The sequence below is a fragment of the Rathayibacter sp. AY1A7 genome (assembly GCF_002930845.1).
Lineage (GTDB): Bacteria > Actinomycetota > Actinomycetes > Actinomycetales > Microbacteriaceae > Rathayibacter.
Genome location: NZ_PSTL01000003.1, coordinates 204,701 through 217,089, shown reverse-complemented (window position 1 = coordinate 217,089; position 12,389 = coordinate 204,701). Strand labels below are relative to the sequence as shown.

Genomic DNA, 12,389 nt, shown 5'->3' with positions numbered 1-12,389 from the left:
CCGATACCGCGATCTAGGATGTTCAGGTTCACATTCCGTGCGAAGACGCACACCTCCGCGGCCCTGCGGATCGTGCCTCGACGCCGCACCCGATCACGAGGGCCTAGCTGCATGAGACGATCACGATCGGCGGTGAGGACCGCTCTGGCGGTCGCGACCGTCGCCGCCACGGCGCTGCTCGGCGCCACGGTCCCCAGCTCCGCCTTCGGAGCCACCGAGACCCCGCTCCTCCACTACACGTTCGACACCGCCCCCACCGGCACCACGGTCGCCGACACCAGCGGCAACGGCTACAGCGCGACGCTGCGCGGCTCCGGAGCCCAGTTCCGCAACGGGCTCATCAGCCTCCCCGGCGGATCCGCCGCGGCCGCCCCCTACCTCGAGATCCCCACCGCCGGCCTCGTCGGCAAGAAGGACCTGACCTTCTCGACCTGGCTCGCCCACAAGGGCGGCACGGGCAACGTCGCCGCCGCGTTCGTCGGAGCGCCCGTCGCCTCCGGCGCCTCGTTCTCCTCCGGCTACTGGCTGCTCAACCCGAGCAACCTCTCCGGCTACACCAAGTCGGTCGTCACCAACTCGGTCAACGCGGGCGCTCCCTACAACACCGAGGTCGGCGCCGGAGCGACGGGCACCCCGACCGTCGGCGCGCGCACCCCCTCGGGCCTCTCGCTCTACACGACCGTCATCGACGGCTCGACCGGCAAGCTCACCGTGTACGTCAACGGCGCGCAGATCTCGCAGAGCACGATCGCCCGCGACGTCTCCTCGTTCGGCCCGTCGCTCGTCGCGTACATCGCGCGCTCGACCTACAACGACCCGGGCTGGAACGGCGAGATGGACGACTTCGCCGTCTACGACAGCGCCCTCAGCAGCAGCTCCGTGCAGGCGCTCTACTCCTCGCAGGCCCTCGACCGCGCCGTCGCGTCGGTCACGGTGCCCACGGAGGCGACCGCCGGCTTCACGGTGCCCACCACCGCCAGCGGCGTCGGCATCACCTGGACGTCGAACAGCGCGGCCGTGGCCATCACCGGCGGCACCGCGACCGTCACGCGCCCCGCCGCGGGACAGCCGGACGCCACCGCCACCCTCACCGCCACCTACAGGGTCGGCACCGAGACCCGCTCGGTCGACTACGCGGTGCGCGTCGCCGCGCAGCTGGACGACGCGACGAAGGTCCAGCGCGACCTCGCCGCGATCGCCGTCCCGAACGTCGGCGACATCCGGACGAACGTCTCGGTGCCCACCACCGGCACGCTCGGCTCGAGCATCGCCTGGAGCGTCGTCAGCCCGAGCGGAGCGACCGTCCGCGACGGCAGCGCCGCCGGCACCCGCACCATCGACGTCGACCGCCCCGCGACCGGGAGCCCCGCGATCGACGTGGTCGTCCGCGCGACCGCGACCAGCGGATCCACCACCCGGACCCGCGACTTCACCCTCCGGGTGCAGCCGCTCCCCGCCGGCACCGACGACACCGAGGCGTACGTCTGGGCGTTCTTCACCGGAGAGGGCGACGGCGCCGAGCGCATCAGCCTCGCCGCCTCGAAGGGCAACGACGCGCTGAGCTGGAACACGCTGAACGGCGGCAAGCCGGTCTTCACCTCGAACCTGGGGACGATGGGCCTGCGCGACCCGTTCATCATCCGCTCGCACGAGGGCGACAAGTTCTTCATGCTCGCCACCGACCTGAAGATCGACGGGCTCCCCGGCGGCTTCGACACGGCGCAGAAGTCGGGCTCGAAGTACATCGAGGTCTGGGAGTCGACCGACCTGGTGAACTGGTCCGCTCAGCGCCACGTCAAGGTCTCCACCGACTTCGCCGGCAACACCTGGGCCCCCGAGGCGTACTGGGACGACGAGCTCCAGACCTACGTCGTGTTCTGGGCCTCGAACATGTACCCGACCACGAACACGGCCGACCGCGCCTCCGTCACCTACAACCAGATGATGTACGCGACGACCGAGGACTTCACCTCCTTCTCGGAGGCGAAGCCGTGGATCGACGTCAAGCGCGGCGCCGGCAAGGGCACCATCGACTCGACGGTCGCGAAGGACGGCGACACCTACTACCGCTTCACCAAGGACGAGGCGTCGATGACCCTCCGCGAGGAGAAGAGCACCGACCTGCTGGCCACCGTCTCGGGCTCGCTGCCCGGCACCGGCGGACCGGCGGACGAGTGGTCGCTGGTCAAGGAGAAGGTCGCCTCGGGCCTGCCCAACGGCGAGCCCGGGAAGACCTTCACCAGCGGTGAGGGCCCCAACGTCTTCCCCGCCAACGAGGGCGACGTGAACGGCCTCGACTGGTTCCTCTTCATCGACCAGCCGAACTACCACGACGGGCCGAACCACTACATCCCGTTCGGCACCGACGACCTCGCGAACGGCGACTCCTGGCAGCCGCTCGGAGCGAAGCTCCGCACGGGCCTGCCGCAGAACGCCGACGGCGGCAAGCCCCGCCACGGCACGGTCATCCCGGTGACGCGCTCCGAGTACCAGAAGGTGCTCGAGGGCTACGCCCCCGGCCTGGCCGTCGCCTCGGTCGCTCCGCTGACCGCGACGACCACGGCCGGCACCGCGCCGGTCCTGCCCCGCGCCACGATCACGACCGCCGCCGGCACCACCAGCACGGTCGACGTGGCCTGGGACGCCGTCGCGCCCGCCGCCTACGCCACGGCCGGGACCTTCACGGTCTCGGGCGTCGCGCAGGACGCGTCGCGCATGCCGGTGCAGGTCACGGTCACGGTGCAGTCCTCGCTGAAGGTGAGCGCGACCGCCACGTCGCGCTGCGTCGCCGGCAAGGTCGTGCTGACGGCCGTCGGCAGGAACGGAGACACGGTGCCGATGGACGTCTCGATCAGCACCCCCGAGGGCGTGAAGACGATCGCCGGCGTGAAGCCGGGCGCCTCCGGCTCCGCCGCGTTCACGGTGCGCTCGACGCAGCTCGCCGCGGGCGAGGCGACAGTCACCGGCACGGCCACTGTCGGCGGCAAGACCGTCACGGCCACGGCCACCGCGCCGTACAGCGCGCGCAGCTGCGGCTGACGCACGGCACTCCCCGGGAGCCCGTCGCACCTCACCGGTGCGGCGGGCTCCCGTCGTCGTGCGGAGGGAGTCGGGACACCGCCCTGACGCCGAGGCACCGCTCCCTCGGCGGCGCCTCGGCGGACGGCGCGGTGCCGCGGCGCGCGGGCGGGCCCAGGACGGCCCGCCCGGCGTCATCCGGTGACGGCTGCCGGTCCGGCTTCGAGCAGGTCGCGGACGCTGCGCGGCTCGCGTCCGAGGAGGCGCCCGAGCTCGGGGCCGGTGCCCGCGAAGAAGCCGCGCTCGGCCGCCCGGTGCATCCCGAGGGTGAAGCGCACGAGGAACTCGGGCCCAGCCGCCGCGACGCGCGCGGCGACCCACTCGTCGTCGCCGAGGACGCGCAGCTCGACGGGCCGCCCGCCGACCTCGGCCGCGATCCCGGCGATCTCCTCGAACGTCGGAGCCTCCGTCGCGGTCAGCGTGATCGGCCCGTCGTGCGGGCTCCCCGAGAGGAGGAGCCGGGCGGCCGCCTCCGACTCGTCCTCGCGGGCCGTCCACGAGACGCGACCGTCCGAGGGGACCTCGATCACGCCGGTCTCCCGCCACGGTCCGAGGAAGAGGCCCAGGCTGTGCGCGTAGAAGCCGTTGCGGAGCGACGTCCAGGCGAGTCCGGACTCGGCGAGCAGGCGCTCGGTCGCCGCGTGGTCCCGGCCCGGGCTGAAGGGGGTGTCGGCGGCGGCGCCCTGGTGGCTCGTGTAGAGGACCCGTCCGACTCCGGCCGCGTCGGCCGCCTCGACGGCGGTGCGGTGCAGGGCGACGGCGTCGGCCCGCGGATCGCTCGAGGAGACGAGGAGCAGCTGATCCGCTCCGTCGAAGGCGGCCGGGAGGGAGGCGGGGTCGGCGTAGTCGCCGACGCGCACCTCCACTCCGCGCTCCGCGAAGCGGGCGGCCTTCGAGGCGTCGCGGGCGACGACGGCGATCCCGGAGGCGGGGACGGAGTCGAGGAGGTGGTCGACGGTGGCGCCGTTCAGAGCGCCGGTGGCACCGGTCACGATGATCATGGGGAGAGCCTTCCGATGAGGGGTATCAGCGATACCACGAGGAAGATAACCACGGAATTCCGCCGATAGCAACCGTGCGCTACCGTCGATACGTGACCAGCCCCACTCCTCCGACCGACACGCGCCTGCGCATCGTCGAGGCGGCCGCCGGCCTCCTCCGCGACGAGGGCCCCGCCGCCGTCACCACGCGAGCGGTCGCCCAGGCGGCCGGGCTGCAGGCCCCGGCGATCTACCGCCTCTTCGGCGACAAGGACGGCCTGCTCGAGGCGGTCGCGGAGCACGTGCTGGCCACCTGGGTCGACTCCAAAGCGCGGACGGTCGAGGCGGCCGTCGCCGGGGGCGTCGACCCGGTCGAGGACCTGCGCGCGGGCTGGGCCGCGCAGGTGGAGTTCGGCCTGGCCAACCCCGCGCTCTTCCGCCTCCTCAGCGATCCGGGCCGCGCCTCCGGATCGCCGGCCGCCCTCTCCGGGCGGCGGGTCCTCGCCGCCCGCGTGCAGCGCGTGGCCGCCGAGGGCCGCCTCCGCGTGCCGGAGGAGCGCGCCGTCGGCCTCATCCAGGCGGCGGGCACCGGCGTGGTCACCACCCTGCTCTCCACCCCCGCCGCCGACCGCGACCCCGGTCTCGCCGATGCCGCGCTCGACAGCGTGCTCGCGGGGATCCTCGCCGACCCGCCCTCCCCCGGCGACGGCGGGCGGCTCACCGCCCTCGTCGGCGTCCGTGCCCTCGCACCGGAGCTCGCCGGCCTCACGCCCGCGGAGCGCCTGCTGCTCGCGGACTGGCTCGACCGCGCCCTCGCAGCGGCCGAGCAGGAGTGACGGGCGCGCAGGAGTGACGGGCGCGCTTCCACCACAGGAGCGACGAGCGCCGTCCCGCCGCGGAAACGAAGGCGCCTCCGTCCCGCAGAGACGCGGGCCTCGCGGCTAGGCGCGCCTGCCGTCGGGCGGGAGGATCGACGCCTGGATGAGCGGCACGGGGCAAGGAGGGCATGTTGAAGCCGTGGAGCGCATCGAACGCGTTCCTCTACCTCGGCAGCGTCAAGGAGAACGACTTCCTGCAGAACGTCTCCGAGCTCGTCGGTGACTACGACCGCGAAACGACCTCCGCCAGCTATAACAAGGGCGTCCGCTCGACCTCGACCGCCTTGAAGCGCGAACGGATCCTGACCGTGGACGAGCTCGGAGCGATGCCCCGCGGCCGCGCCGTAATGCTCTCCACCGGATCGAGGGCCGCGCTGCTGCGCACCGTGCCCTGGTACGAGGGCACGAAGGAGAAAGTCGCAGCGATCAAGGCATCCATCGCCGCCCACGACCCCGCGACCGCCCCAGAACATGGCGCCGAGCCGACTCCCGTCGCGGCGACGTCGGCGCAGCCGGTCGTGACCGGCGCCGAGCCGGTCGGCGCGTCCGTCGAGCCGGACCCGGCGATTGATCTCGCGGCGTCGATGCGGGCTCTGATGGAGAACGAGGACGCCAAGCGAGCGGAGACGCAGCGTGACTGACGATGATCCGCTCGCGGGCGGAGACGTGCAAGAGGCTGCGGGCCTCTCAGCCGCCGTCGACGGAGAGGGCGACACCGCGGCCGCATCGATGCTCGGCGCGTTCGACGTCGACGCGATCGCCGCGAGAGAGGTCGCGGACGTCATCACCGGGATCATCGCCGGGATGACGAAGGAAGCCTTGGAACGAGCATTGACGCCCGAGCGGGTCGAGCTGATGCAGGCCCGCGCCGAAGCGGCCGTGCAGCGCTCGTTCGAAGAGGACTCCGCCCCGACCCTCGTCTACGGATCCGCGGACGAGTGGCTGCGGAAGTACTGGCGCTACACGTACCGCCGCCGCGTCTCCGCCAAAGGTCAGGGAACCGGACGCTGGCGCGCCGACTGGTGGACCGTCGATGAGGCCGTGCAACGCATCGAAGCGCTCTGGCGCAGCTGGGAAGCATCCCGCCTCGACGCAGGACTCGGGATCAGCGCCTGGTGGATCAACCACGCCGAACCACACATGGCCGCCCTGCTATCCACAGACGGACCGTTCACGGGAGCGACAGACGAGAACCTGCCGGGCGAACCGTTGCCTTGCAGGACCCCGCCCGTCGGAATGTTCGACACCGATATTCAGATCTAGTAGAAGCGGTTCCAGCCCCTCCCCGAAGGGCATCGATCTTGGCAATCTGCTCACTTCCGGGCCGGTTCCGGCGCGGGGTGAGCGGGCGCGGCCTGCGCGACGTATCGGAGGCTCACGGCTACCGGACCAGCCACCTCGACATGCATGCGAAGGTGCTGCTCTCCATACGGATCCGTTCGCGACGTCACCGGCCAGTCCTCGCGCCGGGTCGCTGCGCCGGTGGGGCGTCGGTCGGTGGACGGGGCACGCCGAGCGGTGTGCGCTCGGAGACGTGTTCTCGGGCGCGGACCGGCTCGTCGCTGACTAATGTGCTTGTGCTACGCGCTGCGGCGGGAGATGAGCGAGTGCTCGACGACGATCTCGCTCGGGTGCGCCGGAGGGCCGTTCCGGATGCGCTGAGCGAGGAGGTCGACGGCCGTCTTGGCGATCTGGCGGCTGCCGGGATCGATCGTGGTGAGGGCGGGTATCGCGTAGGCGGCGGCGGTGACGTTGTCGAAGCCGACGACGGCGATGTCCTCCGGTACGCGGATGCCGCGAACGTGCAGTGCGTGCAGTGCCCCGAAGGCCAGGGTGTCGTTGAAGCAGAAGACGGCGTCCAGAGGGACGCGGGAGTCGAGCAGCCGCGTCATCGCGACGGCGCCGTCGGCGTGGTGCCACTCGGTGGCGACCGCGACGAGGGCGGGGTCGAACGGGATCGCGTTCGCCTCGAGGGCACCGCGGTATCCGTCCAAGCGGAGTGCTGCGGCGCTGACGGATCCGCCGGCGGGGTTGCTGCCGATCGCGGCGATGCGCCGGTGTTGGCGGTCGATCAGGTACTGCGTGGCGGTGGCCGCGGCGGCTGTGTTCGCCATGGTCACGTGATCGACCGGGCCGTCGAAGATCCTGTCGCCCAGGAGAACGAGTGGGCGGTCCCCGACGAGTACTTTCTCGTCTCCGGGGCCGAGTGCGTGGGGCTGGAAGATCAGTCCGTCCGACAGCTGGCGGCTGGAGCCGGAGAGGACGGCGATCTCGGCGTCTCGGCGCGCTCCGGTCTGCTGGATGATCACGGTCCAGCCGTGCCGCTCGGCCTCCGACATGATGACCGTCGCGAGCTGGCCGAAGTACTCGATCGCGAGATCCGGGATCGCGAGGGTGATGAGCCCGGTCTGGCCGGTGCGCAGTCCGCGCGCGGAGACGTTGAGTTGGTATCCAAGATCGCGGACTGCCTTGAGGACGAGATCGCGGGTCTCGGGTCTGACGTTGGCGTTGCCGCTGAGCACGTTGGAGACCGTGCGAGCGGTGACGCCTGCAGCAGCGCCGACATCGGCCATGGTCACCGGGCGGGTTCGCGATCGCGGCATCGGCATCATCCCTCCCATGAGCGTTCCCCGATCATCCCAGGTCGACGGTCGGCGAGAGGCGCACGGTCACCCAGGCGATGGCGGGGATCCGGAGCGAGAGGACGCCGTCGGTCAGCGCTACGGCGAGGGGCCGCGGAGTGACGGTGTCGGGGAGCTCCGCCGAGTTCGTCGCGAAGGGGTCCTCGTGTCGGAGGATCAGTGCCTCTGTCACCGTGAGGGTGGGGAACGACGTGAGGTCGACCGTGGTATCCGTGACGCCGTCGGTCGCGCGGTTGACGATCATCAGGTCGAGCGAGCCGTCGGCGTGCGCCGCTGCGGCGAAGGCGAGGACGGGAGCGGAGTCCTCGCCCGCTCCCGTGCTGTCCGCCTCGACGACGGTCCGGAGCGCGGTGGCGCCGGCGGAGCGCCGTGCCTGGGCGAACGGCCAGAAGGTGCTCTGCCGCCAGGCGGGGCCGTCCGGCTCGGTCATGATCGGACCGATGACGTTCACCAGCTGAGCCATGCTCGCTGCCCGGACGATGTCGGCTCTGTTGATCATGCTGATGAGCATGTCGCCCACGACGACGGCGTCCGCTGCCGTGTAGCGGTCCTCGAGGAGTCGGGGCGCCTCCTCCCATTCGAGCCCTCCCGCGACGCGCTCGTCGTGGGCGACGAAGTCCCACACGTTCCACTCGTCGAAGGAGATGGCGATCGGACGCTCTGATCGCGTCTGTGCGCGCACCTGTCCGATCGTGTCGGCGATGGCGGTGATGAAGCGATCCATCGCGACGCCGGAGGCGAGGAACGCGGCCAGGTCGCCGTCGTAGCGGAAGTACTGGTGGCAGGACACGAAGTCGACGTGCTCGATCGTGTGCAGCAGTACCTCCTGCTCCCAGGCTCCGAAGGTGGCCATCCGGTCGTTCGAGCTGCCGCAGACGATCAGTTCGAGGCAGGGGTCGAGTGCGCGCATGGCGGCGGCGGTGCGGGCGGCGAGACGCCCGTACTCGTCGGCGCTCAGGTGGCCGATCTGCCACGGCCCGTCCATCTCGTTGCCGATGCACCAGAGACGGATGCCGTGCGCCTCGTCGGCGCCGTTCGCGCGCCGCTCGTCCGAGAGAGTGGTGCCGCCGGGGTGGTTCGCGTACTCCAGCAGGTGCAGGGCCGAGCGGATTCCGTCGGTCCCGAGGTTCAGCGCCATCATCGGCTCGACGCGTGCCGCCCGGCACCAGCGGACGAACTCGTCGACCCCGAAGCGGTTCGGCTCGACGGTGTGCCAGGCAGGATCGAGCCGGACGGGACGGTCCTCGACCGGACCGATGCCGTCGCGCCAGTCGTACGCCGAGACGAAGTTACCGCCCGGGTAGCGGACGGTCGTGACCCCGAGCTCCTCGACGAGCGCGAGGACGTCGGTGCGGAATCCGTCGGCGTCGGCACTCTCGTGCGAAGGATCGAGCAGGCCGCCGTACACGCCTCGGCCCAGGTGCTCCACGAACGATCCGAAGAGCCGCGGATCGATCGTCCCGACCGTGAAGGCGGGGTGCACGATGCCGTGCGCTCGGTGGACGGGGTGCGAGGTCATGGCCATTCCGTTTCATCGATGAACTGGTGCGCACAGTATGCACGCCTCGACCAGCACACCGCGATCCGAAAGGGATGGTGTCGAATGTTGACGGGGTCGGCCCGGCGGCTCTACTATCGCCGACAGCGGTCCTCGATTTCATCGATGAAATGCCTGCACCAGGTGGCCGAGTCAATGAAGACAGTGAAAGCGAGGCACGTCGTGAGGCGTCACAGCACCCGGATCAGCATCGTCGCAGCGGTCACAGCCGCGACTGCGGCCCTTCTTCTCAGCGGCTGCACGCCGTCGTCCGCGGGAGGCGCCTCGGCCGGGAACGGCGGCGACACCTTGACCGTCTGGCACTACTACTCCGTCGACGGCCAGACCGCCGGACTCGAGGAGCTCGCGTCGGACTTCGAATCGACGCACGAGGGGGTCGCGGTCGAGAACGTCTACGTTCCGTTCGACCAGCTGACGAACAAGCTCGTGCAGGCCGCGGGAACGGGCACCGGCCCCGATGTGGTCGTCTACAACGCCGCCGATACCTTCACCCTCACCGAGGCGAAGGCCATCGAGCCGATGAACGAGTGGTGGGACCAGTACGCCGACGCCGGGCAGTTCCCCGACGCCGTCGTGCAGAAGGTCGGCGACGACGTCATGGGCGTGCAGGGCTTCGTGAACCTGATCGGCCTCTGGTACAACCAGGACATCCTCACCGAGCTGGGTGTCGAGGCTCCCACCACGTTCGAGGAGCTCGAGGCGGATCTCGCCTCGGCCACGGCCGCCGGCAAGGACGGCATCACGCTGACCGGCAAGGCGAACTCCGAGGGCGAGTGGCAGGCGTTCCCGTGGCTCTCGCGTGCCGGGTGGGACTACGCCGCACCCGAGCAGCAGCCTCTGCAGGACGCGTTCGCGATGGTGCAGGACTGGACCGCGAAGGGCTACCTGACCAAGGAGGCGGCGACGTGGGACCAGACGGTCCCTTTCCAGCAGTTCGCCGCGGGGAACACGGCCTTCGCCGTCAACGGCAACTGGCAGATCACCTCGGCCGAGAAGGACGCCGCGTTCGAGTACGGGGTCGTGCCGATCCCCGTCGGTGAGGGCGGCTCGGTCTACCTCGGCGGTGAGGTGCAGAACGTGGGCGCCTTCTCCGAGAACAAGGCGCTCGCGCAGGAGTACCTCGAGCAGGAGTTCTTCTCGAAGCAGGGGCAGCTGACGCTGCTCGACGCCTTCGGCTCGATCCCCGCCCGTGCCGATGCAGCTGCCGACGACAAGGTCGGCAGCGACCCGATCCTTTCCCAGTTCGCGGCGATCCTCCAGGACGACGGCCACACCTCGCCTGACCCGGCGATCCCGTCCGAGAACGTCGCGAAGGTGCTGCAGACCGTCGGTGAGTCCTGGAGCGCGGCGGTCGCCGGCAGCGGGACCCCCGAGCAGCTCTCGAGCGACCTGATGACGACCCTGACGCCGCTGCTCCAGCAGTAGCAGACCCCGACGAGAGAATGGAGCGACCGTGAGCGGCACCTCGACCACGACCCGGAGACGATCCGGCGTCGGCGGCGGCCGACTGGGCTTCGCCGCACCGGGAGGAGTGCTGCTCGCGGCGCTGTCGCTCTACCCCATCTACCTGCTGATGAGGATGAGCGTCAGCGAGGTCAGCTCCGGAACCCTCAACGGGGACTGGCCGTTCGTCGGCGTCCAGAACTTCCTCGCGCTGCTCGAGGGCTCCGACCTCGGCGGCGCCACGCTGCGCACCGGGGCCTTCGTGGTCCTGGTCACGGTCGTCGGGGTCGTCGGAGGACTCGGAGCGGCGATCGCCCTCCGGTCCTCCCGACTGGGCAGTGCCTTCCTCCTCGGGATGATGGTGTTCATCTGGGCCATGCCGCCCGTGGTGAACGGCAGCATCTGGAAGTTCCTCCTCGCCGATCAGGGTCTGGTCAACACGCTCGTGCGGGCGACCGGCCTCTCGGCGGAGGGCGTCCCCTTCCTCTACGACGCGAGGTTCGCGCTGCTTTCGGTCGCGATTGTGAACGCCTGGGCCGTCATCCCCTTCAATGCGCTGGTCTTCCGGTCGGCTCTGCTGGGCATCGACCCCGAGATCCTCGAGGCGGCCTCGGTCGACGGCGCGAGCCGCTGGCAGGAGATCCGGAGCATCCTCATCCCCGCGGCGCGGCCGACCGCCGTCATCCTGGCGATCCTGACCGTCGTCTACGCCTTCCGCAGCTTCGACTTCATCTACGTGATGACCGCCGGCGGCCCCGGAGACGCGACGTCCACGCTGCCCTACCTCAGCTACTCCCAGGCCTTCGTCCAGCACGACTACGGACTTGGTTCCGCGACGGGCATCATCGCCCTCGCTATCGTGGCGGTCCTCGCCGTCGTCTACGTCCGATCGACCAGGAGCGAGTCCTGATGAGCACCCTCACCGCCCCCCTGACCCGCCTGCGAGGCGGCGCTGCGACCCGCGTCGCGCGACCGTCCCGCACCCGGGAGCCGGTCGCCTTCACCGTACGCGTGGTGCTCTACGTCCTGTACGGGCTGCCCCTTGTCTGGATCGTGCTCACCTCCCTCAAGCGCCAGGGCGACGTGGTCGGCGGAGCGATCCTCTCGGCGCCCTCCTTCGACGCCTATGCGGAGGCGCTCGCGAACCCCGCCCTCGCGACGGCGCTCGCCCAGTCGGCGCAGATCGCCCTCGGGACCACTGCACTGGTGCTCGCGCTCGGCGTCCCGTTCGCCTACGCGCTGCGCCGCGTCGACGGCGTCGTCGCCGGTCTCGTCCTCGGGCTGCTGATCTTCCTGCAGATGGTGCCGCAGACGGCGAGCATCATCCCTCTGTTCGCGATCTTCAGCAGGCTCGGTCTTCTGGACACCACCGCCGGTCTCGTCCTCGCCGATACGGCGATGTTGCTGCCGTGGGCCGTGCTGCTGCTGCGACCGTTCTTCGCCGCGGTGCCCGACGCCATCGAAGAGGCCGCCTCCATCGACGGGGCCGGTCGGCTGCGCACCTTCTTCGCCGTCGTCGTCCCGATCGTTCGAAACGGCATGGCGACGGTCGGCTCGCTGATCTTCCTCGTCGCCTGGGGCGAGTTCCTCTTCGCGATCAACCTCTTCCTCTCTCCGGTCAACTACCCGATCAGCGCTCTCATCGCGCAGCAGACGTCGGGGTACGGGATCGACTGGCCCGGGCTGATGGCTCTCGCGGTCATCTCCTCGCTGCCGCTGCTGGCCGTCTACGTGCTGTCGTTCCGGCTGCTGCGTGAGGGCCTCGCCGTCGGCAGCGTCAAGTAGCAGTCGTCCTTCCTCTCGTCCCGCG

Annotated in this window: 10 protein-coding genes; 7 read left to right on the top strand and 3 right to left on the bottom strand. The window is 70.6% G+C overall.

What is annotated here, in order from left to right; all coding sequences use genetic code 11:
* Positions 1 to 132 precede the first annotated feature (132 nt).
* A complete protein-coding gene (locus tag C5B95_RS04715; protein ID WP_181067998.1) occupies positions 133 to 3,039 on the top strand; it encodes an immunoglobulin-like domain-containing protein in 2,907 nt (968 codons plus the stop codon).
* Positions 3,040 to 3,212: 173 nt separating this feature from the next.
* Here the strand turns inward: C5B95_RS04715 and C5B95_RS04710 are convergent, their stop codons facing one another.
* On the bottom strand, positions 3,213 to 4,079 hold the full coding sequence (locus C5B95_RS04710; RefSeq protein ID WP_104348594.1) for an SDR family oxidoreductase: 867 nt from the start codon (positions 4,077 to 4,079) through the stop codon (positions 3,213 to 3,215).
* 92 nt (positions 4,080 to 4,171) lie between these two features.
* On the opposite strand from C5B95_RS04710, the gene C5B95_RS04705 reads away from it, so the two are divergent.
* The 3 genes from C5B95_RS04705 (at position 4,172) to C5B95_RS04695 (ending at position 6,199) form a co-directional block, all read left to right on the top strand.
* Positions 4,172 to 4,894: a TetR/AcrR family transcriptional regulator gene (locus C5B95_RS04705; RefSeq protein ID WP_104348593.1), complete on the top strand. Its 723-nt coding sequence runs from the start codon at positions 4,172 to 4,174 to the stop codon at positions 4,892 to 4,894.
* 170 nt (positions 4,895 to 5,064) lie between these two features.
* Entirely contained in the window at positions 5,065 to 5,577 is a 513-nt protein-coding gene (locus tag C5B95_RS04700; RefSeq protein WP_104348592.1) for a TraM recognition domain-containing protein, read from the top strand.
* An 88-nt stretch (positions 5,578 to 5,665) separates the two neighbouring features.
* Positions 5,666 to 6,199 carry a DUF4913 domain-containing protein gene (locus C5B95_RS04695; protein ID WP_146076489.1) on the top strand — a complete coding sequence of 178 codons (534 nt, stop codon included), beginning with the start codon at positions 5,666 to 5,668 and terminating at the stop codon, positions 6,197 to 6,199.
* Positions 6,200 to 6,516: 317 nt separating this feature from the next.
* Here the strand turns inward: C5B95_RS04695 and C5B95_RS04690 are convergent, their stop codons facing one another.
* Both C5B95_RS04690 and C5B95_RS04685 read right to left on the bottom strand, forming a co-directional pair.
* The gene (locus C5B95_RS04690) at positions 6,517 to 7,539 is read right to left on the bottom strand and encodes a LacI family DNA-binding transcriptional regulator (protein ID WP_104348634.1); all 1,023 of its coding nucleotides are present in this window, start codon (positions 7,537 to 7,539) and stop codon (positions 6,517 to 6,519) included.
* A 31-nt stretch (positions 7,540 to 7,570) separates the two neighbouring features.
* Entirely contained in the window at positions 7,571 to 9,097 is a 1,527-nt protein-coding gene (locus C5B95_RS04685) for an alpha-N-arabinofuranosidase (RefSeq protein WP_104348633.1), read from the bottom strand.
* 201 nt (positions 9,098 to 9,298) lie between these two features.
* Between C5B95_RS04685 and C5B95_RS04680 the strand changes: the two genes are divergently transcribed.
* From C5B95_RS04680 to C5B95_RS04670, 3 genes are read left to right on the top strand one after another with little or no spacing between them, the layout of a single operon-like run.
* Positions 9,299 to 10,561, top strand: coding sequence for an extracellular solute-binding protein (locus tag C5B95_RS04680; RefSeq protein ID WP_181027149.1), 1,263 nt, complete (start codon positions 9,299 to 9,301; stop codon positions 10,559 to 10,561).
* Positions 10,562 to 10,589: 28 nt separating this feature from the next.
* A complete protein-coding gene (locus C5B95_RS04675; protein WP_104348590.1) occupies positions 10,590 to 11,489 on the top strand; it encodes a carbohydrate ABC transporter permease in 900 nt (299 codons plus the stop codon).
* Positions 11,489 to 12,364: a carbohydrate ABC transporter permease gene (locus C5B95_RS04670; protein WP_104224039.1), complete on the top strand. Its 876-nt coding sequence runs from the start codon at positions 11,489 to 11,491 to the stop codon at positions 12,362 to 12,364. The genes C5B95_RS04675 and C5B95_RS04670 overlap by 1 nt, the downstream gene beginning before the upstream one ends.
* The last annotated feature ends 25 nt before the right edge of the window (positions 12,365 to 12,389 follow it).